Annotated in this window: 23 protein-coding genes; 22 read left to right on the top strand and 1 reads right to left on the bottom strand. The window is 29.9% G+C overall.

Annotated features, from left to right (window positions below; translation table 11 throughout):
* The first annotated feature begins 87 nt into the window (after positions 1 to 87).
* A complete protein-coding gene (locus J1D01_RS00505) occupies positions 88 to 1,668 on the top strand; it encodes a LysM peptidoglycan-binding domain-containing protein (protein ID WP_421149490.1) in 1,581 nt (526 codons plus the stop codon).
* Positions 1,669 to 1,692: 24 nt separating this feature from the next.
* Positions 1,693 to 2,700, top strand: a complete 1,008-nt coding sequence (locus J1D01_RS00500; RefSeq protein WP_421149489.1) for a DUF4837 family protein — start codon at positions 1,693 to 1,695, stop codon at positions 2,698 to 2,700.
* Positions 2,701 to 2,770: 70 nt separating this feature from the next.
* On the opposite strand, the gene tatA is transcribed toward J1D01_RS00500, so the two are convergent.
* A complete protein-coding gene (tatA, locus tag J1D01_RS00495) occupies positions 2,771 to 2,953 on the bottom strand; it encodes a twin-arginine translocase TatA/TatE family subunit (RefSeq protein WP_421149488.1) in 183 nt (60 codons plus the stop codon).
* 115 nt (positions 2,954 to 3,068) lie between these two features.
* On the opposite strand from tatA, the gene J1D01_RS00490 reads away from it, so the two are divergent.
* The 20 genes from J1D01_RS00490 to J1D01_RS00395 all read left to right on the top strand — a co-directional run bounded on the left by J1D01_RS00490 (position 3,069) and on the right by J1D01_RS00395 (position 25,110).
* Positions 3,069 to 3,929, top strand: coding sequence for a M23 family metallopeptidase (locus J1D01_RS00490; protein WP_372938430.1), 861 nt, complete (start codon positions 3,069 to 3,071; stop codon positions 3,927 to 3,929).
* A gap of 7 nt (positions 3,930 to 3,936) precedes the next feature.
* Positions 3,937 to 5,430: a GH3 auxin-responsive promoter family protein gene (locus J1D01_RS00485; RefSeq protein ID WP_372938428.1), complete on the top strand. Its 1,494-nt coding sequence runs from the start codon at positions 3,937 to 3,939 to the stop codon at positions 5,428 to 5,430.
* Between the two features lie 38 nt (positions 5,431 to 5,468).
* On the top strand, positions 5,469 to 7,157 hold the full coding sequence (locus tag J1D01_RS00480) for a DUF6909 family protein (protein WP_421149487.1): 1,689 nt from the start codon (positions 5,469 to 5,471) through the stop codon (positions 7,155 to 7,157).
* A 22-nt stretch (positions 7,158 to 7,179) separates the two neighbouring features.
* Positions 7,180 to 8,253 (top strand): hypothetical protein, encoded by a 1,074-nt coding sequence (locus tag J1D01_RS00475; protein WP_421149486.1) that lies wholly within the window; start codon positions 7,180 to 7,182, stop codon positions 8,251 to 8,253.
* Between the two features lie 11 nt (positions 8,254 to 8,264).
* Positions 8,265 to 9,272 carry a dTDP-glucose 4,6-dehydratase gene (gene rfbB / locus J1D01_RS00470; RefSeq protein ID WP_421149485.1) on the top strand — a complete coding sequence of 336 codons (1,008 nt, stop codon included), beginning with the start codon at positions 8,265 to 8,267 and terminating at the stop codon, positions 9,270 to 9,272.
* Between the two features lie 4 nt (positions 9,273 to 9,276).
* Positions 9,277 to 10,134, top strand: coding sequence for a glucose-1-phosphate thymidylyltransferase RfbA (gene rfbA, locus J1D01_RS00465; RefSeq protein WP_421149484.1), 858 nt, complete (start codon positions 9,277 to 9,279; stop codon positions 10,132 to 10,134).
* A gap of 1 nt (position 10,135) precedes the next feature.
* A complete protein-coding gene (rfbC, locus tag J1D01_RS00460; RefSeq protein ID WP_421149483.1) occupies positions 10,136 to 10,690 on the top strand; it encodes a dTDP-4-dehydrorhamnose 3,5-epimerase in 555 nt (184 codons plus the stop codon).
* Positions 10,687 to 11,481: a dTDP-4-dehydrorhamnose reductase gene (gene rfbD, locus J1D01_RS00455; RefSeq protein WP_421149482.1), complete on the top strand. Its 795-nt coding sequence runs from the start codon at positions 10,687 to 10,689 to the stop codon at positions 11,479 to 11,481. Before rfbC ends, rfbD begins: the two co-directional genes overlap by 4 nt.
* Before the next feature lie 17 nt (positions 11,482 to 11,498).
* The gene (gmd, locus tag J1D01_RS00450; RefSeq protein ID WP_421149481.1) at positions 11,499 to 12,617 is read left to right on the top strand and encodes a GDP-mannose 4,6-dehydratase; all 1,119 of its coding nucleotides are present in this window, start codon (positions 11,499 to 11,501) and stop codon (positions 12,615 to 12,617) included.
* A 6-nt stretch (positions 12,618 to 12,623) separates the two neighbouring features.
* On the top strand, positions 12,624 to 13,673 hold the full coding sequence (locus J1D01_RS00445) for a GDP-L-fucose synthase family protein (protein ID WP_421149480.1): 1,050 nt from the start codon (positions 12,624 to 12,626) through the stop codon (positions 13,671 to 13,673).
* A 26-nt stretch (positions 13,674 to 13,699) separates the two neighbouring features.
* Entirely contained in the window at positions 13,700 to 14,569 is an 870-nt protein-coding gene (locus J1D01_RS00440; protein WP_421149479.1) for an N-acetylneuraminate synthase family protein, read from the top strand.
* 5 nt (positions 14,570 to 14,574) lie between these two features.
* Positions 14,575 to 15,738 (top strand): cytidylyltransferase domain-containing protein, encoded by a 1,164-nt coding sequence (locus J1D01_RS00435; protein WP_421149478.1) that lies wholly within the window; start codon positions 14,575 to 14,577, stop codon positions 15,736 to 15,738.
* 5 nt (positions 15,739 to 15,743) lie between these two features.
* Positions 15,744 to 16,964, top strand: a complete 1,221-nt coding sequence (locus tag J1D01_RS00430; RefSeq protein ID WP_421149477.1) for a hypothetical protein — start codon at positions 15,744 to 15,746, stop codon at positions 16,962 to 16,964.
* Complete coding sequence (locus J1D01_RS00425) at positions 16,957 to 18,183, top strand: hypothetical protein (protein WP_421149476.1); 1,227 nt, start codon at positions 16,957 to 16,959, stop codon at positions 18,181 to 18,183. The genes J1D01_RS00430 and J1D01_RS00425 overlap by 8 nt, the downstream gene beginning before the upstream one ends.
* A 540-nt stretch (positions 18,184 to 18,723) precedes the next feature.
* Complete coding sequence (locus J1D01_RS00420; protein WP_421149475.1) at positions 18,724 to 19,593, top strand: hypothetical protein; 870 nt, start codon at positions 18,724 to 18,726, stop codon at positions 19,591 to 19,593.
* A 211-nt stretch (positions 19,594 to 19,804) separates the two neighbouring features.
* Positions 19,805 to 20,818 (top strand): O-antigen ligase family protein, encoded by a 1,014-nt coding sequence (locus tag J1D01_RS00415; RefSeq protein ID WP_421149474.1) that lies wholly within the window; start codon positions 19,805 to 19,807, stop codon positions 20,816 to 20,818.
* A complete protein-coding gene (locus tag J1D01_RS00410; protein ID WP_421149473.1) occupies positions 20,811 to 21,899 on the top strand; it encodes a glycosyltransferase family 4 protein in 1,089 nt (362 codons plus the stop codon). Before J1D01_RS00415 ends, J1D01_RS00410 begins: the two co-directional genes overlap by 8 nt.
* Positions 21,892 to 22,455: a putative colanic acid biosynthesis acetyltransferase gene (locus tag J1D01_RS00405; RefSeq protein WP_421149472.1), complete on the top strand. Its 564-nt coding sequence runs from the start codon at positions 21,892 to 21,894 to the stop codon at positions 22,453 to 22,455. The genes J1D01_RS00410 and J1D01_RS00405 overlap by 8 nt, the downstream gene beginning before the upstream one ends.
* Positions 22,448 to 23,650, top strand: a complete 1,203-nt coding sequence (locus tag J1D01_RS00400; RefSeq protein ID WP_421149471.1) for a WcaI family glycosyltransferase — start codon at positions 22,448 to 22,450, stop codon at positions 23,648 to 23,650. Before J1D01_RS00405 ends, J1D01_RS00400 begins: the two co-directional genes overlap by 8 nt.
* Before the next feature lie 59 nt (positions 23,651 to 23,709).
* A complete protein-coding gene (locus tag J1D01_RS00395) occupies positions 23,710 to 25,110 on the top strand; it encodes a UDP-glucose 6-dehydrogenase (protein ID WP_421149470.1) in 1,401 nt (466 codons plus the stop codon).

The raw sequence follows: 25,110 nt of genomic DNA, 5'->3' as shown, positions 1-25,110 counted from the left end.
AAAAGGGAAGAAAAATAAATAAAGTTTTTAAATCCCATTAAAAAATACGATTTTAGCCATATTGTCGTTCACTATTGAATAGATATTATGGCTTTTCGTTTTTTTATACTCACATTACTTTTAGGATCTTCGGTTTGCTATTCGCAATCGCAAGAAGCAGTTGCATCATCAAATAAACCAGTTATTGATACATTAATTAATAACAAAACAGGCAAAGAAAAATTAATTAATAAAACAATAAAGGATAGTATAGTTACAGATAGTACTGGTATTAAAAATCTAAAAGACAATGAGTTAGCTTCTAAAATTGATGCAAAATGGCAAGAAGAATTATACAGCAATAATCTTTTTGATACCATATACAAAACAGTTACCCAGTTAGATTTTAAAGAAGTAGACTATCCAGAGCTGCCTACAGATACACTAAAAGCAAGGTTAGAAGCGCTTAACGCTAAAACGCCGTTTAATGTAGAGTACAATCCATCATTAGAAAGTGTAATAAAATCATATCTAAAACATAGAAGAAAGCTGCTTCAAAAATTAATTACCCTTAGTGCTTTTTATTTTCCTATGTTTGAGCGAGAGTTAGATAACGCCAACATTCCTTTAGAAATAAAATATTTAGCCATTGTAGAATCGGCATTAAAACCTAAAGCAAAATCAAGAGTAGGTGCAACCGGTTTATGGCAATTTATGTTTAGCACAGGTAAAATGTATGGGTTAGGTGTAAGCAGTTACGTTGATGAGCGTAGTGACCCAATTAAATCAACACAAGCTGCTACCAAATATTTGGCAAAATTATATGAGATTTTTGGCGATTGGGATTTAGCTTTGGCAGCCTATAACTCTGGTCCGGGTAATGTTACAAAAGCCATTCGTAGATCTGGAGGCTATAAAAACTATTGGAATATTAGGCATAATTTACCTCGTGAAACCGCAGGATATTTACCAGCATTTTTAGCAAACATGTATATTTTTGAATATGCAGAAGAACATGGTTTTATTAAAGCAAAACCCGAGTTTGCTTTAGCCGAAACAGATACAGTTTTGGTTAAAAGTATGATTACTTTAGATCAGGTTTCAGAAGTAACGGGAACACCAATAGAGCAACTTCAATTTTTAAACCCTTCGTATAAATTAGATATTATTCCAGTTATTAAGGGAGAAAATTATTATTTAAGATTACCAAGAGATGTTGTAGGTACTTTTGTAAACAATGAAGATAAAATTTATGCCTTTGCAAAAGAAGAGTTTGCCAAAAGAGAAAAACCTTTACCACAATTTTTTAACGCTACCGATAGAGTAAGGTATAGAGTACAATCGGGTGATTATTTAGGTAAAATAGCCAGACGTTATGGGGTTAGAGTAAGCCAAATAAAACGCTGGAATGGACTAAGAAGTAACAATTTACAGATAGGACAACGCTTAACTATTTACCCAAGAAAACCTTATACACCATCTGTAACTTCAACTACTTCAGTTAAAAAAACAACAACAGCAAAACCTATTTCGGGTGATGTTATTATTTACACAGTTAAAAGCGGTGACTCTTTATGGAGCATTTCTCAAAAATTTTCTGGAGTTTCTGTTCAAAATATTAAAGATTGGAACGGTATTAGTGGTAGTAAATTAAAACCAGGAATGAAACTTAAAATTTCCAAAGGATAATTTCTTAAATAATACAACAAACAGATGAAAAAAATTCTTCTACTAGCCTTATTATTAGTGGTAATGTCTTGTAAAGACAAAAAAAATGAAACCACTGAAAAATTCTTTTATGATTCAAGCGGAAACATTAACCATGTCTCAGTAGTTATAGATAATGATCTGTGGGACGGAAGCGTTGGAGAATCTATAAGAAACCTATTAACCCAAACTATTTATGGGCTTCCGCAAGATGAACCTATGTTTACATTAAGTCAAATTCCGCCTTCAGTATTTTCTGGTTTTGTTACTAGAAACAGAACCATTTTAAAGGTTGAAATGAATAAAGCTCCAGAAATAACTATTAAAGAAAACGTTTATGCCAAACCACAAAAAGTCATTGTGCTTTCTGGAAAAACAAAACAAGATATTATAGATTTAGTAACCGAAAATGGCGATAAAATAGTAGAAACCTTTAAAGCTATGGAAATTGCTGAAAGACAACGTCAAATAGCTAAATCGCCTCATAAAATAACTCAGATTAAAGAAAAATTAGGCTTAACCATTCAATTTCCTTCAATTTATGAAATTGCAAAAGAAACCGATAATTTCTTTTGGTTAAGAAAAGATATTACAACAGGCCATTCGCATTTAATGATTTATGAACTACCATACAATGCCATAAAAAGAAATGACAGTACTGTAACACAAATAATTAAGATTAGAGACTCTATAGGGCAGGCTTATTTTAAAGGGCGCTTAGATGGAACTGTTAAAGCTGATGGAACAACTATTAGTTCTTATATGGTTACAGAAGATGCCTATACGCCATTTCATGGAGAAACCATTATTGATAATAAACCCGCTTTTGAAACCAAAGGCATTTGGGAATTAACTAATGATTTTATGGGAGGTCCTTTTGTAAATTATACCATTGAAGATAAAGTAAACAAACGTTGGGTTGGTGTAGAAGGGTTTATATTTGCCCCATCGGTAGAAAAACGTAATTATATGTTAGAATTAGAGGCTATTATTAAGTCTGTAAAAATTGAATAAGCAATTTAGTAAGACATAGGTAATAAAAAAGGGCAACATTAGTTGCCCTTTTTCTATAATTAGAATATGGTTATTCTTTTTTATCACTATCAGTACCTTCTTCTTTACTAGCATCTTTAAATTCTTTGATACCGCTACCTAAACCTCTCATTAATTCTGGTATTTTTTTACCTCCAAATAATAACAGAACAACTACAACAATTAAGGCTATTTGCCAAGGTCCAATTGCTAATGGTAATATATATAAGCTCATAATAATTCGTTTAAAAAAACAAAGTTAATAATTAAAGTTTAATAATAACGTTTTAAACATAACTTTAGCATTTACAAAAAAAGAGTCATTAATAAATTCTTTATTTTTGCTTTCCATGAAGAAAAAGCCTAAAAAAATAAAAAAGAAACTACTAGATAAGTATAGGTTAGTAATACTTAACGAGCTTACTTTTGAAGAACGATTATCTTTCAAATTAACAAGGCTTAATGTTTTTGTTTTTGCGTCTTTATCGGCTATTTTTTTAATGACTATTACTTATACAATAATAGCCTTTACTCCGCTTAGAGAGTATATTCCAGGATATTCATCAACAGCATTAAAAAAGAAAGCCACAGAGCTTAGTTTTAAAACAGATTCATTACAACAAGTTATAGCCATGAATGAGTTGTACTATGGCTCTATAAAAAAAGTATTAACAGGAGATGTTAGTGCTGCTAATTTTAATAAAGATTCTATTATTGAAGCCGTAAAATTAGAAGCTAGTGAAGTAGATTTTGCACCTACAGCAGAAGATTCTCTTTTAAGAGAAAAAGTTGATAAGGAAGACAAATATAATTTATTTGAATCTGCTACAACAGCAACTAATTTTGTATTATTTCCTCCGGTTAATGGTACCATTAGTCAACATTATAACATAGAAGAAAAACATTATGCTGTTGATGTGGTTGTGCCTAAAAACACACCTGTTAAAGCTACAGCCGATGGTATTGTAATTTTTTCTGAATGGACAGCCAACACAGGTTATGTAATTATTATAGAACATAGTTATGGGTTAATCTCTGTATATAAACACAATGCAGAACTTACAAAATCTCAGGGCGATTTAGTAAAAGCAGGCGAAGTAATAGCTACGGCCGGAAATACTGGTGAGCTCTCAACAGGACCGCATTTACATTTTGAACTCTGGAATGATGGTTATCCCATTAATCCAACAAATTTTATAGATTTTAAATAAATATTAAATGATATCATTAAAATCTGCTTTAGCCAAACCATTTGCAAAACGCGTTTATAAAAGCATTCAAAAGTGGGCAAATAACCCCGTAAAAACTCAAGAAAAAGTTTTTCAAGAGTTAATATCTACTGCAACAAAAACGCAGTTTGGTAAAGATCATGACTTTATTAGCATAAACTCGCATAAAGATTTTGTTAAGCGTGTTCCTGTGCGTGATTACGAAGCACTTAAACCTTATGTAGAGCAAGTTGTTGCTGGTAAAGAAGATATACTTTGGACAGGAAAACCCATTTATTTTGCTAAAACTTCAGGAACTACATCTGGTGCTAAATATATTCCTATCACAAAAGAAAGTATGCCAAGTCATATAGAGGCTGCCAGAAATGCTATTTTAATGTATATACATGAAACTGGAAACACAAAGTTTGTAAATGGTAAAATGATATTTCTTCAAGGAAGCCCTATTTTAAAAGAACAAAACGGTATAAAATTAGGTAGACTTTCTGGTATAGTAGCTCATTATGTGCCCAAATATCTTCAAAAAAACAGATTACCTTCTTGGGAAACTAATTGTATTGAAGATTGGGAAACCAAAGTAGATGCCATTGTTGAAGAAACGCTTCCAGAAAACATGACTATCATCTCTGGAATTCCATCGTGGGTTCAAATGTATTTTGAAAAATTACAACAAAAAACAGGGAAAAAAGTTGGAGACATCTTTAAAAACTTCAACCTTTTCATTTTTGGAGGTGTAAATTATGAACCTTATAGAGCTAAATTTGAAAACCTAATAGGACGAAAAGTTGATAGTATTGAGTTGTACCCAGCCAGCGAAGGTTTTTTTGCATTTCAAGATAAACAAAATGAAAAAGGAATGCTACTTCAGTTAAACTCAGGAATTTTTTATGAATTTATAAAAGCCGATGAATTTTTTAATGAAAATCCAAAACGCATTACCATAAAAGATGTTGAAGTAGGCGTAAATTATGTAATGATAATTTCTACAAATGCAGGTCTTTGGGCTTATAATATTGGCGATACAGTACAATTTACTTCAACAAAACCCTATAGAGTTATTGTTTCTGGTAGAATAAAACATTTTATTTCAGCTTTTGGAGAACATGTTATTGGTAAGGAGGTAGAACAAGCCATTCAAGAAGCAACTGCCAATACAGAAATTAGCGTAACAGAATTTACGGTGGCTCCTCAAATTAATCCAAAAGAAGGATTGCCATATCACGAATGGTTTATAGAATTTGAAAAACAACCAAAAGACCTTTCTGCTTTTGCAAAAAAAATAGATGAATCACTTCAAAAACAAAACACCTATTATTTTGATTTAATAGAAGGTAAAGTACTTCAAACACTAAAAATTACCCCCGTTAAGAAAGACGGATTTAAAAACTATATGAAATCTATTGGTAAGTTAGGCGGGCAAAATAAACTTCCAAGATTATCAAACGACAGAAAAATAGTTGAGGATTTTCCGCACATAAATTAAAGCAAATAGTATTATCTTTGGCAATAAAAAAAATGCTAATGAGTAATATAAAGCACCATGAAAGAACTAGGGCTCAAGAGAGTTCTAATGCCATTGAAAGGATGTATATTACTATGCGTCATTTATTTATACGTGGGTTCTATAAACCCATGGGGGTCTCTGGTGAAATGTTACGTAACTCTTTACTGTTTTTAAGACCAGAAATTTATGGCTCTATTGGCGAAGAAAAGGCAGAGTTAGAAGGCTTACTTTATGTTATAGATAGACTTCCGGAGGGGATAGAAGAGTGTATGTTTATTAATTTAACAAGTGATGAAGGCTATTCTAATTCACATTTTAAAACAATAATTCCAGAAAAAAGGCGTAGAAATTGTTATAGAATAGATGATGAACAAATGAATATTGAGATTACCAGAGGGCGATCTGAAATCTATGATATTTTAACACATCTTACTTTCCTTTTTGTAGAATCTCATAAAATAAGCAACAGAGTTCTTATTAATGAAGAAGGACTCACCACCAGAGATTGGGTAAAACTTGAAAAAGCTGTTTTATCCAAAAAAAAACTTACCAATGAGGAGCGTGAGGTAGCTATTACACATACTGCTAATATTTTAGGTAGAACATTTGATGAACTAAGAACTGTTTATCAGGATTTTTCAACACCAAAACAACCCGAAAGACTTTTACATATTGTTTATTGGTTAGGAAAATTAGCCATAGAAGAACAAGTTAATAACAATAAAAGAACCGTAACCTTTAGCCCAGTTTTAAGAGAGCGAATAGGGCATCATATCCATGGTGAAATTTGGGCAAATAATATAAAGGAAATTCTTTTTAAAAATAGTTTATTAGATAGACCTATTCATATTATTAGTGCTAACATGCACAGTGTTATGAATACCCTTTTTGCACCTTCTGCTCTAAAAACATTACCTTCAAAAAAAGACATTTTTAATGTTTATGAGTCTTTAAGTAATAATGAAAATCAAGAATTACGCAATAAAGTAAATACAGAAGCGTTGCGAAAAGGCATGTTGTATATTAAAGATTCATCTGGAACAAACATTGATGTTCAAATTTTTGATACAAGTAAAATAGATGCATCTAAATTAGATATTAAAGTAAATGAATCTATTTTAAAAGAAAACAAGCCTGTTATTTTAGTAATGGACTATGCGTTTGGAGAACAAGCCTATGAAACTATAGATGAGTTATTAAAACCATATAAACGCAACAAAAAAGATATCTACCTAAATGTTGAATCTATATCTATAATGGGGAAGGCCGGAATTTTAGAAGGAGGAAAAGGAGATATTATGATACCATCGGCTCACATTTTTGAAGGAACCGCAGATAATTACCCTTTTAAAAACGAATTAAAAAAAGAAGATCTAGATGGACATGGAGTTGATATTTATGAAGGTACAATGATAACGGTATTAGGAACCTCCTTGCAAAACAAAGACATTTTAAAATTTTTCCATAAATCAACATGGAAGGTTATAGGTCTAGAAATGGAAGGAGCACACTATCAAAAAGCTATTCAGGCAGCTTCAAAAGTAAGAGGAAGTATATGCTCAAATGTAAAAGTAAGATACGCATATTATGCTAGTGATAACCCCCTAGAAACAGGAGCTACATTAGCTTCGGGTGGATTAGGAACCACAGGTGTAAAACCAACATATTTAATAACAAGAACAATTTTAAAACAGATATTAAACTAACATAAATAATACAAAAAGAACTATGAGTAAAGAAGCTCCGCAACCACAACAATCTGAAGAAGTAGATTTAGGGCAGTTATTTAAGCTAATTGGGAATGCTTTTGATAGACTGTTTAAATTTATAGCTAGTATTTTTATTACAATTTACAACGCTATTATAGCTTTACTATCTCATATTTATAACCGTTTAATTTGGTATGTTTCTGCTGTAGTTTTAGGTGTAATTGTTGGAGTTGTAATTGATTTAAACTCTAAAAAATTATATGGGGCCAATATGTTTATTGAGACTAATTTTAATTCTGCTCGTCAAGTCTATGAAAATGTTAAGGAATTTCATCAGTTGGCAAATATTGATAAAGACTCCGTAGAACTTGCTAAGAAATTGAATATTCCGGTAAGTTTAGCCGCAACTTTAAAAGGTTTCTATATAAAGCCAGATTTAGATGAAAATGAAATAGCCGAAATGTATTCAGAATTTTATACGCGTTTAGATTCTCTTTCACAAATAGAAATGACTTATGACAGATATAAAGAATCATTAACGCCTTATAATTTTAAAATTCATAGAATTGGTGTCGCTTCTACCAATAAACAGATTTATGAAAAGATTGAAGCAGGATTAACAAAGCAACTTTCTAACAATGCGTATTTAAATGAATTAAAGGAAGTTGGTATTGAAAATTTAAAAAGACAGGATATAACGCTTTCAAAGCAGATTAGTAAAACAGATTCTTTGGTTGATGAGTATTTAAAAATTAGAATAAATGAATCTAAAAAAGAACCTATAGCAGGTTCTGGTACCAATTTATTTATGGGTAATACTGAAGCAGGCACTAGTTTAATTGTTGATGAATCAAAAGTTCTTGAAAATAAATTGCAATTAGAAGAAATTAGAAGAGATATTAATGAGGACTTGATTGAGAAAAAAAATGTAGTTAATGTTTTAGCTAGTTTTCCCAAAACAGGTTATGATATTTCAGAATGGTATGATAAAAAGAAATTTTTATTACCTATAGTGTTTTTTACTATAGCTTTATTGGTTTTTGTTTTTTTAGGCTTAGGAAAATTCCTTAAAGAGCAAAACAAAAATAAATAATCAACAAATTAATGACTTTATTAGTAACAGGAGGAGCAGGTTTTATAGGATCTAATTTTATAGGTTATTATCTTAAACACTATCCTCTAGTTAAAATAGTTAATTTAGATAAGCTTACCTATGCAGGAAATCTTTCAAATTTAGAAGACGTAGAAAAACACCCTAATTACACTTTTATAAAAGGCGATATTTGTAATAGGAAGCTGGTAGAGGAGTTATTTGAGAAATATAATTTTCAAGGCGTAATTCATTTTGCAGCAGAATCTCATGTAGATAACTCTATTGAAAAGCCAGACGAGTTTATAAACACCAATGTTTTAGGTACCTTTAATTTAATAGATGTTGCAAAAAACCATTGGATGAATAGCCCTCACGAAGTTAAAAAAGGTTGTGAAAATAATAGATTTCATCATATATCAACAGATGAGGTTTATGGAACTTTAGGAGAAACAGGGTTGTTTACCGAAAAAACACCTTATGCTCCTAATAGCCCTTATAGTGCATCAAAAGCTTCGTCAGATTTTATAGTGCGAAGTTATTTTCATACCTATGGTATGAATGTAGTAACAACCAACTGCTCTAATAACTATGGACCAAAGCAGCACAATGAAAAATTAATTCCAACTATTATTAGAAAGGCCATACAAGGAAAAGATATTCCTATTTACGGAGAAGGTAAAAATATTAGAGATTGGTTATATGTATTAGACCATTGTCGGGGCATAGATTTGGCCTTTAAAAAAGGTTGCGCCGGAGAAACCTACAATATAGGAGGGAAGAATGAAAAGGATAATCTTTATATAGCTCGTACAATATGCGAAAAACTAGATGTACTGTTTCCAAAAGATATATCGTATAAAGAGCAAATTACTTTTGTTAAAGATAGACCAGGACATGATTTTAGATATGCTATTGATGCTTCAAAAATTGAAAAAGAATTAGGCTGGAAAGCCGAAGAGAATTTCGAAACAGGCATTGAAAAAACAATAAATTGGTATATAATTAAATATAAAGGCTAAATAAATGAAGGGTATTATATTGGCCGGAGGCTCAGGAACACGTTTATATCCACTTACAAAAGTGGTGAGCAAGCAACTTATGCCTGTTTATGATAAACCAATGATTTATTACCCATTAACAACCTTGTTATCGGCAGGTATTAATGAGATATTAATAATTACAACACCACAAGACGTAAATAGATTTAAAGATTTACTTGGAGATGGTAGTGATTTTGGATGCAAATTTGAATATGCTATTCAAGAACAACCTAAAGGGCTTGCAGAGGCTTTTCTTATAGGCGAAAAGTTTATTGGAAATGACGCTGTAGCCTTAATTTTAGGAGATAATATTTTTTATGGATCAGGTTTAAAAAGCACCTTAAAACAATGTTTTAACCCCAAAGGAGGTATAATTTTCGCTTATCACGTACAAGACCCTCAACGTTATGGTGTGGTTGAATTTAATAAAGAAAATAAAGCCATATCTATTGAAGAAAAGCCAATAAAGCCAAAATCAAACTATGCGGTTCCCGGTATTTATTTTTATGATAATTCAGTAATAGACATAGCAAAAAATATTAAACCAAGTAAACGTGGTGAGCTAGAAATTACAGATGTAAATAAAGCCTATTTAAAGACGGGAAAATTACACGTTAAAATACTTGATAAAGGAACCGCTTGGTTAGACACAGGAACTTTTAATTCTTTAATGCAGGCATCGCAATTTGTACAAGTGATAGAAGAACGACAAGGATTAAAAATTGGATGTATTGAAGAAACTGCATTTAACCAAGGGTTTATTAATAAAGAACAGTTGCTTAAATTAGCACAACCACTATTAAAAAGTGGTTATGGTAAATACCTTCAACAAATAGTGTAATATGCAAGTAGAAGAAACCTATTTAAAAGGTTGTTTTATTATTACTCCAAAAATATATCGAGATAATAGAGGTTATTTTTACGAAAGTTTTAACGTTAATACGTTTAAGAAAATAACTAATCTTGATGTAAATTTTGTTCAAGATAACGTGTCTAAATCATCAAAAGGTGTTTTAAGGGGTTTACATTTTCAAACAGGAGAATTTGCCCAAGCCAAATTAGTACAGGTTTTAAAAGGAAAGGTTTTAGATGTTTGTGTAGATTTAAGGGAAAATTCTAAAACTTTTGGTAAGTACTTTTCATTAATTTTAGACTCTAAAAAGCACCAACAATTATATATCCCCAGAGGTTTTGCTCATGGGTTTCATGTGTTGGAAGAGGACACTATTTTTTCTTATAAATGCGATAATTTTTATAGTAAACAATCAGAAGCAGGTATTCTTTATAATGATAAATATTTAAATATTGATTGGGGAGGCATATCAAATAAATCAATAATTATCTCAGAAAAAGACAAGGCGTTACCAACTTTTACAAATTATTTTAAAATTAAATGACAAAAAGAGTATTGGTTACAGGTGCAAATGGTCAGTTAGGAAAAACCATCGAAGAGTTATATGCTATAAATAGTTTAGGACTAGATTTTACCTTTGCTTCAAAGGAAAATCTAGATATTACAACACTAGATGGAATAGATAATTATTTTAATCAAAATTTTTTTGATTATTGTATTAACTGTGCTGCTTACACCAATGTAGAACAAGCAGAAAAAACACCAGACCCTGCTTATAAAGTAAATGCAGAAGGCGTGAAAAATTTATCTGAAATGTGTTTGAAACATCAGGTTGTTTTAATTCATATTTCAACAGATTATGTGTTTGATGGTGAAAAAAAAGAACCATATACCGTTTTTGATAAACCCAACCCCATAAATGAGTATGGAAAATCTAAATTGTTGGGCGAGCAATATATCCAAGAAATACTTTCAGAATATTTTATTGTAAGAACCTCGTGGTTATACAGTAAAAAGTATGGGAATAATTTTTATAGAAATATTTTAAAAAAAGCAAAACAAGGTGAAAAATTAAAAATTACTACAGATCAAATAGGTTGTCCTACCAATACAGAAAATCTTTCGCGTTATTTGTTGAAATTAATTACAAACAAAAGTATTTATTGGGGTGTAAGGCATTTTTCAGACGATGAAGTGATGACATGGTACGATTTTACTAAGCAAATTTTATCGGGAAATGATTTAATTAACAAAGTCAATCTTGTTAAGACAGGTAATTATATTACTTTTGCACAGAGACCTAAGTATTCGGTTTTAAAATTAGACAAAATATAGATTTTCAATATATTCAAATGGCAAAAAAAGTAGCATTAATTACGGGCGTTACAGGACAAGACGGCGCTTATTTAAGTGAATTCTTGTTAAAAAAAGGTTATGAAGTTCATGGTCTCAAAAGACGATCGTCTTTATTTAATACTGATAGGATAGACCATCTTTATCAAGACCCACATGTAGATAATAGAGATTTTTTTCTTCATTATGGAGATTTAACAGATAGTACCAATTTAACTCGTATTATTCAAGAAGTACAGCCAGATGAAATTTATAATTTGGCAGCTATGAGCCATGTACATGTGTCTTTTGAAATGCCAGAGTATACAGCTAATGCAGATGGTATAGGGACGCTTCGTTTGCTTGAGGCTATAAGGTTTCTTGGTTTAGAGAAAAAAACCAGAATTTATCAAGCTTCCACTTCAGAATTATATGGTAAAGTGCAAGAAGTACCTCAAACAGAAAAAACACCGTTTTATCCAAGAAGTCCTTATGCTGTGGCAAAAATGTATGCGTTTTGGATTACAGTAAACTACCGTGAAGCCTATGATATTTATGCTTGTAATGGTATTTTATTTAATCATGAATCACCAATTAGAGGAGAAACTTTTGTAACCAGAAAAATAACACGAGCTACTTCAAGAATAGCGTTAGGATTGCAAGATAAATTTTATTTAGGAAATCTAGATGCTCAACGCGATTGGGGGCATGCCAAAGACTATGTAAGGATGATGTGGATGATTCTTCAAGCTGAAGAAGCAGAAGATTGGGTTATTGCAACCAACAAAACCACTACCGTAAGAGATTTTGTAAAGATGAGTTTTGCCGAAGTAGGTATTGAATTAGAGTTTAAAGGAGAGGGGATAGATGAAAAAGCATTTGTAAAAGCTTGTAATAAGCCAGAATACCAATTACCTATAGGGAAAGAAGTACTTTCGGTTGATCCTAAATATTTTAGACCTACAGAGGTAGATTTGTTAATTGGTGATGCAACAAAAGCTAAAGAAAAACTTGGTTGGGTGCCTGAGTACGATTTACAAGCATTAATAAAAGATATGATGCTGAGCGATATCAAACTCATGAAAAAAGAGCAATTTCTTAAAGAAGGTGGTTATAAGATTATGAATTATTTCGAATAGGAAGCCATGGATAAGAATGCTAAAATTTATGTAGCTGGTCACCGTGGCTTGGTTGGAAGTGCCATTTTAAAGAGTCTTCAAGGTAAAGGTTATAATAATATAATTTACAGAACCCATAAGGAGTTAGACTTAACAAACCAAATAGCCGTTGCTAGCTTTTTTAAAGAAGAAAAGCCAGAATATGTGTTTTTGGCAGCAGCCAAGGTTGGTGGAATTGTGGCAAATAACACATATCGAGCCGATTTTATATATGAAAATTTGATGATTCAAAATAACGTAATTCATCAGAGTTATTTACATGGCGTTAAAAAATTATTATTCTTAGGAAGCACGTGTATATACCCTAAAAACGCACCCCAACCCATGAAAGAAGAGTATCTATTAACAGATACATTAGAGTATACAAATGAACCTTATGCTATAGCAAAAATAGCAGGTATAAAAATGTGTGAGAGTTATAATTTACAGTACGGCACAAATTTTATCTCGGTAATGCCAACCAATTTATATGGGCCAAATGATAATTTCGATTTAGAAAAATCGCATGTTTTGCCAGCGTTAATGCGTAAAATACATTTAGCGAAACTTCTTTTTGAAGGAAATGAAAAGACTGTTGTTGAAGATTTAGGTGTAGGATCTATTGAAGAGGCAAAAACCTATTTAAATAAATTTGGAGTAAGCGCTAATAGTGTTGAAATTTGGGGATCTGGAAAGCCAAAACGAGAATTTCTTTGGAGTGAAGACATGGCTGATGCTTGTGTTTTTTTAATGGAAAATCGTAACTTCTGTGATACTTATGTAAATGGCGAAAAGGAAATTAGAAATACCCATATCAATATTGGAACAGGAAAAGATGTTTCAATTAGAGAATTGGCAGAAACGATAAAAGACGTTGTAGGCTTTAAAGGAAACTTAGTTTATAATACTAGTAAGCCAGATGGTACTTTAAGAAAATTAACAGATGTGAGTAAGTTGAATGAGTTAGGTTGGAAATACTCAGTTGCACTAAAAGATGGAATTAATAAAATGTATAAATATTACTTTAAACAGAAATAAAATATTAAGGATAAAAATCATTAAAAATGGAATATAATAAACCTAAAGTTATTGCTGAAATTGGGTGTAATCATAAAGGAGATTTTAAAATTGCAAAAGAACTCTTAGATTTAGCCAAACAATGTGGAGCAGATGTTGCTAAGTTTCAAAAAAGAAACAATAAAGAACTGCTAACAGAAAAACAATATAATGCACCACATCCAAACCCTTCAAATTCATATGGAGAAACTTATGGTGAACACCGTGAATTTTTAGAGTTTTCTATTGACCAACATGCTGAACTTAAAAAATATTGTGATAAAATAGGCATTGAATATTCAACCTCTGTTTGGGATGTTACCTCTGCTAAAGAAATGATAACATTTTCCCCCTCTTTATTAAAAGTACCTTCTGCTTGTAACAATAATTTTGAAATGCTAAAAGTGCTTAGAGACGATTTTAAAGGAGATGTTCATTTATCTTTTGGAATGACGAATTTAGAAGAAGAAAAGCAAATTGTAGAGTTTTTTGAAGAGGCTGGTCAAGCGAAAAATAGATTAGTGATTTATTCTTGTACTTCAGGTTATCCAGTTCCTTTTAAAGATGTGTGTTTGTTGGAAATATCTAGATTAATTAAAGAATATGGAGATAGAGTTAAACACGTTGGATTTTCAGGACATCATTTAGGAATTGCTATCGATAATGCAGCTTTTGCCTTAGGGGCAACCTGGGTAGAAAGACATTTTACTAAAGATAGGACTTGGAAAGGTACAGACCACGCAGCTTCCTTAGAACCTGCTGGAATGAGAAAATTATGCCGTGACTTAAAGGCTACATATGAGGCTTTAAATTATAAAGATTCTGAAATATTAGAAATTGAGCAGGTACAAAGGGATAAATTGAAATATAGAAAGTAATTTTTATGATAAAACACGAAGCAATTGCCTTTATCCCTGCAAGAGGAGGTAGTAAATCTATACCTTTAAAAAACATCAAGGAATTTTGTGGTAAACCTTTAATCTATTGGGGTATTAAGGCGGCTCAAGGTTCTGAAAATATTTCTAAAATAGTTGTAGCTACTGATGACGATGATATTTCTGATACAGTTCTTTCTTTTGGATTTGATAAAGTATCAATTTATAGAAGGAGTAAAGACAACGCGCAAGATAATTCGTCAACAGAAAGTGTTATGCTTGAGTTTATTAATAATGAAAGTATTTCTAATGATACTACCTTTACTTTAATTCAGGCTACATCCCCTTTGTTAACAACTGCTGATATCAATAAAGGTTTTAAGTTATTTTTAAACTATGATTCTGTATTATCTTGTGTTAGGTCAAAAAGGTTTTTTTGGACAGACAATGGAGAACCAATAAATTATAATTTTAAAGAAAGACCTAGAAGACAGGATTTTAAAGGGATTTTAATGGAAAACGGTGCTTTTTATATAAACTCAGCAGGTAATATTTTAAATCATAAAAATAGACTATCTGGTAAGATAGGAATAGTTGAAATGCCAGAGTATACAGCTGTAGAAATAGATGAAGAAGAAGATTGGATTGTTGCAGAGTCTTTAATGAAAAGATTTGTGTTTAATAATAAATCACTCTTACAAAAAGATATAAAACTTTTTGTTACTGATGTAGATGGAGTTTTAACGGATGCTGGGATGTACTATAGTGAAAAAGGTGACGAATTAAAAAAATTTAACACACATGATGGAATGGCATTTCAATTACTAAGAAATCAAGGCATAAAAACAGGAATTGTAACCTCTGAAAATACTAAAATTGTTGAAAATAGAGCTAAAAAACTCAAGGTAGATTATCTGTATCAAGGTAAAGTCCATGGCGGTAAACTAGAAGCAGTAAAGGATATTTGTAAAAAGGAAGGAATTAGTTTATCTCAAGTAGCCTATATTGGTGATGATATTAACTGTTTTGAATTATTAAGTAAAGTTGGTTTAGCAGCTTGCCCTAAAAGTGCAACAGGCCCCATAAAAACCATACCAGGAATAATGTTACTGTCTAAATTTGGCGGAGAAGGAGTAGTTAGAGAGTTTGTAGAGAATATTTTATTGAAATAATAATTATGAATAAAATACTTTATTTTGACAACTGGGATAAAGGTTACCGTAATTTTTTAAGATTAGATTTAGGTTTTAAAGAAAAAGGTTTTGAAACATTATTATTGCATACGTCTTCATTAATATTTGATGATGTTGAGAAAGAAAAAGAAATAGATGGATTAAAATTAAAAGATATTTCTTTTTATAAAACTAAGAGAATAAAGAAGGTATTTAAATATGAAAAACCAGATATTGTAATAATTTTAAATTTATCATTTTTAATTGATAGGGCAATTGTAAAAATATGTAAAGATTTAAACATTAAAATTTTTCATTTATCTCACGGAAAGTTAATACCAAAAGACAGTATAAGTGTTGTAAAATCTATTGTAGAGAAAGAAAATAAATTTGGGTTATTATCTAAGATCAGTAAAAAAAACGTGTTTGCAGCCTTTAATTATTTTTCTGAATATCCAAACCCTATTCATTTTTTTAAATTTATTAATAAGGCTATAAAAAACCCTATGGAGTATACTTTATTCCCTAGGTTTTCAGATGAATTAGAAGTAAATAAATCACTTGTATATTATCCATCTGATTATGAAATAATGATTAATGAATTTGGTTTTCCCGAACACATGGTTGAGGTAGTGGGAAACCCTGAATTAGATAATTTTTTTCACGCAAAAATATTAGACAGAGATTTTTTTTTAAAAAATCATTTAAACATAGAATCAAATAAGTATGTGGCTTATTTTGATGACGGGTTAGCTTTAATTTATGGGTGGGATACATCAAAATGGCTGTCTTTTTTGGAAGACCTTAATGAGGTTTTAATAAAGGAAAATTTAAAACTAATTGTTAAACTACATCCTAGGAGAGATATAACGGATTGTGTTAGTTTTTTTGAAGCCAATAATATTAAATATTTTTATGATATTGATTTTAAAAATTTAATTAATCATTCTCTATTTGTAATAAGCCATTTTTCATCGGTCATTATATATGCGCTACTTTTAAATAAAATAGTAAAGTCACCAAGGTGGGGATTATCTGAAGGATTGGAAGAAAAATACCCAGAGGGTATAGTTACATATTATTATAATAAGTTAGATTTTGAACAGAAATTACTTAATGTAGACGTAAATGAAGAATCAATTAAAAATTATCTTTTTGATTCAATTGGAAAAGTTGATGGAAATGCCATACCAAAAATCATAAATATTATTACTAGTAATGATTAAAAATGTAATAGATAATAGTTTTTTCAAATCATTATCCTACATTTTTGTTTCAGGGGCATCTAAGGGGTTTAACTACATAATATTATTATACCTAGCTGTTGGTGTATATTTAGAGTATTATGTAACTATTTTACTATTAATGTCTATGGAGCAAATCTTAAGTTTATTATTACCACTTAACCAATCTAGTGTAATTTATTCAAAGACTATTGTAGATTACAAATCAATAACTAACAAACTATTATCAAGTTCGTTGTTGATTACGTTGTTATGTATAGTTGTTTTTTTAGTTACAAAAGAACTTTTTTATAGTTATTTTGGCACTCATAAGATTATAGTTTTTATGAGCATATTTATAAGTATGATTATTAATTCTTATCTAACATATTTAACTAATTATTACAAGCTAATTGAAAAACATGGAAAAGCTTTATTAATTCAGGGGTTATTAATGATTTCCTTTGGTTCAATTTTATTACACATTATATTCGTAGAAGATAAAGTAGTTGCATTTTTTTTAGGTAAATCGGTAGGTTTATTGTTGGTCTTAGTTTTTGTTACAACTTTGAATTTAACAAAATTTAAGTTTGAGATGGGTTTTCTTAGTTTAAAAGAAATTAAGCAGGTTTTAAATTTATTTTCGGTGAGCACTTTAGGGTGGATTTCTGGATTAGGTTTCATGAATTTAGCTAAAATTTATTCAACACCTACTCAGTTGACTGATATTGGTTATGTTTTAAATATCTTTAACGTGTTTTTATTAATAAGTATTGGAATTAACTCTGTTTATGGACCCTTAATAAAAAAGAACATAACTAATAATAATTTGGATAAAGTCATTAAAATTAAAAATAAAACATTAATTATTTACTTATCAATAGCGATTATTATAATTATTTTTTATTTGGTGTTTCAAAATCTAAATTTATCTTTTAATGATAGAATAGTAAAAGTAACCTCCGCCCTACCCTTTGCTGTTTTACTGTATGTTTTCAATGTTTTTCATTGGGTTTCCCAACCATTTTACATGGTTAATAATAAATTCAATAATTATAACTATATCAATATTATTTCTTATGTTATTTGGGCAATAATTATAATTGTTGGATTATATTTTGAATACAAAACCTTTATAATATTTTTAATTTTAATACATTTAATAAAAGGCCTTTTATCATATTTTTATGCAAAAATAAAATTTATGAATACTACCAGCTAATTTTCAATGAAACTCAAGACAATTACAACCTTTTTGTATCTAATGGTAAGTTTACCATTATTTCTGTTTTTTAAAGCTGAAATATTTGTTTGGTTAACCTTTTTTATTAATTATATATTTATTACTTATATAGCTTACTATCATTTAAATCGCGAAAAATATTTTTCTCCTTTTTTAACTTCTTTTATTGTATTTGTCCTTTTGTTTTTTATTGTTGCCCCAATCATTCAAATAGGGGGTCTTGAATCAAAAAATATGTTATTTCCAAATAACTACCCGTATAAAAGCAGTAAAGTAATTTTTTGTAATATTTTAATTTTAATCTTTATTTTATTTTTTTTTCTAGGTTATATTTTATTCAAAAAAAAAGTAAAGTTTCAAAAAAAAACAGTTAATGGATATGCCTATTCTCTACCACTAGCAATATTGGCTTTATTTATGCTATGTGTTATAATATGGCTTTTAAATTACAATTATATTATCAATGAAATAACTAAATCAATTTATTCCAAGGAAGCAGAAAACATTTCTTTGATGTTAATGAGAAAAAAAGTACTTTTCATGATTCCTTTAGGGGGTATTGCTCTTGTGTTGCGGTATTTAAAGGAGAAGAAAAAAATAACAACTAATACGTTAGTTGCTTTTATAATTATTGGCTTCTTGATTTTTAATCTGATATTTTTTAAAAACCCTTTAACTGAAAAGCGAAATGCTTTAGGACCTATTTATATTACTTTAATTTATCTTTTTTATCCTAGATTAATTAATACAAATGCTAAGTTTTTTTTGTTTGTATTTGTGTCTATGATTATTTTTTTCCCATTAGTTTCTGCACTAACACATGTTGATGCCGATTTGGATGATATCTTAAAAAACCCTAACATTATTATTGATGATTTTTCAGAACATGGAGGTTTAATAAATGCTTTTAGTACATTACATTATGATGCCTATGCAAACATTATGGCTACTGACGAATATGTTAGTAAAGGTGGATTTTCATTTGGATTCCAATTGCTTAGTGCGCTTCTATTTTTTGTTCCACGAGGTTTATGGAGTTCAAAGCCGTTATCAACTGGTGAGTTTATAGGAAATTTTCTAATAAATGATTATAACTTTAGTTATAATAATTTATCAAATCCATTAGTTTCTGAAGGGTATATTAATTTCGGGTTAGTAGGGGTTATTTTAATGGCTGTTTTTCTTTCTTATTTTGTAATTAAATTTATGATTTGGTTACAATCATCTAATGTTTTAAAAGAAGTTATAGCCTTTTATTTTTCTGTACATTTAATTTTTTTACTCAGAGGAGATTTAACCAATGGTTTTGCTTATTTCATAGGAACCTATATAGGTGTTTATATAATTCCAAAATTATTAATAAGAGTTTTTAAAATAAGTAAGACTTAAAATTAGCCAAGAATTGATAAATAATATTTCTAGTAAACTTTTTGTAATAGGGTTAGTTCTGTTTTCTATATCTTTTTTATTTCCTTTTAACTATAGAAATATACCCATATTTATTTTTTCACTAACCAGTTTATTCTCATTATTTGCATCACTTCCAGGTTGCAAATATTATTTAAAAACATTATTTATAAATACGTTGTTTTTTATTGTAATGACATTCAGTATTATTTATACAAATGATATAGGTTATGGTTTAAATAGGGTTGTGGTCATAATACCGTTATTAGTTATTCCCATCACTTTTTTTTTAGTATCTAGCAAAGAATCTATTGATTTTTTAAATCTAGAAAGATTTATACAAATAAGTTTCTTTGCGTCAACAGTTTTGTTTTTTATTGGAGTCCTAATCCAAAATTATTATAGAGGTTTTATTAATGAAACAATTTTTACTCATTATGCTGAAAGATTAAATTCTAAATACGGGAAGTATTCTATGCATCCATTATACGCATCTATGTATGTAATTTTGTCTTTGGTATTTGCAATACCAATTTACTCTATCGCAAAAAAAACTTACCAAAAGGTTTTAATGATAATATCCTTATTGTTTTTATTATTGGTTTTATTATTATTAGCAAGAAAAGGCCCAATAATGTTAGCGTTTATTATATTTTTAATTTATTTCATAAAATTTCAAAACAAAAAAAGAATTTTAGTTTATACACTAATAGTTTCATTATTTTTTATTTTAATTACATTAATTGAACCAATAAGGAATAGGTTTGTGGAATTCATAAATATAGTATTAAATGTGGGTTATAATCATAATGGATCTACGTCAATAAGACTTAATGTGTATGAGTGCTCTTTTGATGCAATTATTAAAAAACCTTTTTTTGGCTATGGTATTGGAGATGTTAAAACTGTTTTACAGCAATGTTATTCCTTCAAAGAGATGAGTTACTTTAATTCTCATAATCAATTTTTAAGTGCTTGGTTATCATCTGGTTTTCTAGGAGTTATTTCTTTAGGGCTTATTTTTTTTAACAGTTTTAGGTTAGCTTTAAAATCATCAGATTTTGTGTTTTTTTCTATCATTTTTTTGTTTTTCTTTATGTCAATGACAGAAAATATTTTAGAACGACAAGACGGAGTTTTGCTATTTGCTTTTTTTATTAATTTTTATGTGTTCAAAGCAGTAAAACAAAAACAAGTTAATGAATAAAATATTATTAATAGGTCCTTTACCAAAACCTACCACAGGGGTTTCTTTAGCTAATAAAGTGGTTTTAGAAAATTTAAAAGAAAATAGGGGGTGTCAAGTTGATTTTATAAATACATCGTACAGTAAATTTGACGAAAATTTAGGGAAATTTTCATTTAAAAAATTTTTATTCTTCTTAAAATTAAATTTTTTCTCTCATAAAGTATTTAAAAACGATATTATCTACATAACCCCAGGTCAAACTTTTTTTGGTGTTGTTAAATATGCTTTGTTTATTATATTAAGCAAATTCTTAGGTAAAGAACTTATAATTCATGTACACGGGAATTATCTCGGAAAAGAGTTTCATCAATTAAAAGGGATAAAGAAAATTGTTTTTAAATGGTTGCTAAGTAAAACAACCAAAGGTATAGTTTTATCAGAATCATTAACTGGAAATATGTCTCCATTCATAGATGAAAAGCAAATATTTGTACTATATAATTTTGTTCAAGACTATTTGTTTTCTGAAGATGAGAAATTGTTAAATAATTTAATTGAGCAAAAACCCAAAATTATTTTTTTAAGTAATTTAATGGAAGAAAAAGGTGTGTTCGATTTATTGGAAGCTTTAAAAATTCTTGAAGAAGAAGGATTTGAGTATGAAGCTAAAATTGCTGGAAACATTGATGTAAAACATGAAAAAAGAACGAAAGAATATTTTAGTTTATTAAAAAATGTAACTTATTGTGGCGTGGTTTCTGGAAATGAAAAGCAAGCGTTGTTAACTTGGGGTAATATTTTTATTTTACCTACTTATTACACTATGGAAGGACAACCAATTTCTATTTTAGAAGCTATGGCAACAAGAAACTTAGTTTTAACAACAAATCATGCAGGAATTCCAGATATATTCAAAGAAAATGTAAATGGTTTTTATGTTGAAAAACAAAACCCTAATAGTATTGCCCTAAAAATAAAAAAGGTATATCAAGATTTTAGTAATAGTGAATTGATAAGAAAACAAAATTTTATAATTGCCAAAAAAAAATACAGAGTTGATAATTTTATAAATAATTTTATAAAAATTATAAATGAATAATTCTAGAACAACTCAAGATTTGAGTAAATATAAAACTCCCAAACACTTCAGGGGCAAATCAAAAATCACTGTACAGTTATGGTGGTTGGTTTACGCTTTGTTTTTTAAGTCATCTCCACAGATTTTATATGGATGGCGACGATTTTTGTTACGTAGTTTTGGTGCGCAAATAGGCAAAAATGTGATTATTAGACCAAGTGCTAAAATAACATATCCATGGAAAGTTAAAATAGGCGATTATAGTTGGATTGGAGACGATGTGGTGTTATATAGTTTAGGGGAAATAGAAATAGGCAAAAATACAGTAATCTCCCAAAAAAGTTATCTTTGTACAGGTTCTCATGATTATACCAAAATAGATTTCCCTATATACTCAAAAAAGATTATGATTGAAGATGGGTGTTGGTTGGCCACAGACGTTTTTGTGTCTCCAGGAGTAACCATTAAAAAGGGAACTGTTGTAGGGGCAAGAAGTACTGTTTTAAGTGATTTGGACGCTAATTCGGTATATGTAGGGTCGCCAGTGAGATTTATTAAAAAAAGAAAAATTGATTAAAAAGATTGTAATTGTTGGTATTAATTATTACCCAGAAGACAGTGCCATAGGATTATACACCACACAAAAAGCAGAGTATTTAGTTTCAAAAGGGCATGATGTTACGGTAATTACTGGATTTCCGTATTACCCACAATGGGAAATTAGTGATAGTTATAAAACAAAAGGATATTTAATATCAGAAAAAATTAACGGTGTTAAAGTTCTAAGAAGCCGGCAGTATGTTCCAAAAGACCCCACCTTTGGCAAAAGGATTTTGCATTTAATAAGTTTTACGTTTGGTAATTTTATAAACTTGTTTAAAGTTAAAAAGCCAGATATAGTAATTTCAATAATACCTTTTACAACTTCGGCACTACTTGGTTGGTTTTTAAAAATACGATATAAATCTAAATTATGGGTTCATATTCAGGATTTTGAATTTGATGCAGCTATAGATTCTGGATTATTAAAAGGCAATAGAAAGCGTATTATTAACACTTTACTTTGGATTGAAAAAAAAGTACTCTCTAAGGCTGATGTGGTTTCTACAATTAGTCATGGCATGATTAACAAGCTAAGGCAAAAAACTAATGTGCCAAGTTATTATTTAACTAATTGGGTTGATGTGTCCTTGTTTGACAATATTACCGAGTGTCATAGTTATTTATCTTCTAAAAAATTCAAAATTCTTTATTCGGGAAATATTGGAGCAAAACAAAACTGGAATTTTTTTATTGAATTTATTGAAGCTATTAAAGGTTTCGATGTTGAAGTTGTAGTAGTTGGTGAAGGTGCCGAAAAAGAAAAGGTTGTAAAAAGGTTAGAGAAGTATCATTTTGTTAAACATTATAACCTTGTGCCTTTTAACGAACTACCAAGATTGCTTTCAAGTGCAGATGTGCATGTTTTGTTTCAAAAATCAGATGTTATAGATACGGTTATGCCCTCAAAACTTCTGGGTATGATGGCTAGTGGAAAGCCTTCTATTGTAACAGGTAACATGAAGAGTGAAGTAGCTACTGTTTTCAAAGACTCTAAGGGAGGGTTTTATTTTGATGGTCAATCTGTTGCCGATGTTAAAAATTGTTTGGAGAACCTAATGGAAAACCATGAATTATGCAATGAACTTGGTAACAATGCAAAAAAATATATAAACGAAAAATTTTCTCAAAAGGAAGTGCTAGATAAATTTGCTATTGAATTGGTTAAATAGTCTAGGGTTTTATTTGTTTTGCTTATTAAGAACTTATATTTGCATTAAATATCTTTAAAATGAAAATTAAAAACATCTGCTGCATAGGTGCAGGATACGTAGGCGGACCAACAATGGCAGTAATTGCCAAGAAATGTCCTTCAATTAATGTAACGGTTGTAGATATTAACCAAGACCGAATTGATGCTTGGAACGACAGTGATTTAAGTAAGCTACCAGTATTTGAACCTGGTTTAGATAAAATTGTAGAAGAAACCAGAGGTAAAAACCTGTTTTTCTCAACAGATATTGATAAAGCCATCAATGATGCTGAAATGATATTCATTTCTGTAAATACTCCTACCAAAACTTATGGTAAAGGAAAAGGTATGGCGGCCGATTTGAAATACATTGAATTATGTGCACGCCAAATAGCTAAAGTTGCCAAAGAAGATAAAATTGTAGTAGAAAAATCTACCCTACCCGTTAGAACAGCATCAGCCATAAAAAGCATACTAGATAATACAGGTAACGGGGTGCAATTTCAAATTTTATCAAACCCAGAGTTTTTAGCTGAAGGTACAGCAGTACAAGATCTGCTAAATCCCGACCGAGTTTTAATTGGAGGAGATAACGCTTCTGAAGCGGGAAAAAAAGCCATACAATCACTAGTAGATGTTTATGCTAATTGGGTGCCTAATGATAAAATTTTAACTACTAATGTATGGTCGTCAGAACTATCTAAACTAACAGCTAATGCCTTTTTAGCACAAAGAGTATCATCAATAAATGCTATGTCCGAACTTTGTGAAAAAACTGGTGCAGACGTAAATGAAGTAGCCAAAGCTATTGGGATGGATAGTAGAATTGGCCCTAAATTTTTAAAAGCTTCAGTTGGTTTTGGGGGTTCTTGTTTTCAAAAAGATATTTTAAATCTTGTTTATATTGCTAAAACCTACGGACTAAATGAAGTGGCAGATTATTGGGAACAGGTTATTGTAATGAATGATCATCAAAAAAATAGATTTTCAGATAACATAGTAAAAACTTTATACAACACGGTTTCTGGTAAAAAAATCACGTTTTTAGGATGGGCATTTAAAAAAGATACTAACGATACTAGAGAATCTGCTGCCATTAAAGTAGCAGATAATCTTTTAAATGAACAAGCTTATGTGGTGGCCTATGACCCAAAGGTTTCTGAGGAAAAAATGTATGCAGATTTAGAGTATTTAAACACACGCTCTTCAGAAGAAAATAGAGAATTATTAACGGCAGAAGATAATCCATATCAGGCCTGTAAAGGAGCGCATGCCATAGCTGTTTTAACAGAGTGGGACGAATTTAAAACATACGATTGGAAGAAAATATATGATTCTATGAATAAGCCAGCCTTCCTTTTTGATGGTAGAGGCATTCTAGATAAAAATACTTTAGAGAAAATAGGATTTGTTTATTATAAAATAGGGGTAGGAGCATAA

Origin of the sequence: Seonamhaeicola sp. NFXS20 (assembly GCF_049132085.1) — a bacterium.
Taxonomy (GTDB): Bacteria; Bacteroidota; Bacteroidia; order Flavobacteriales; family Flavobacteriaceae; genus Seonamhaeicola.
Note: the sequence above shows the minus strand (reverse complement) of the source record. Positions and strands in the feature narration are given on the sequence as shown.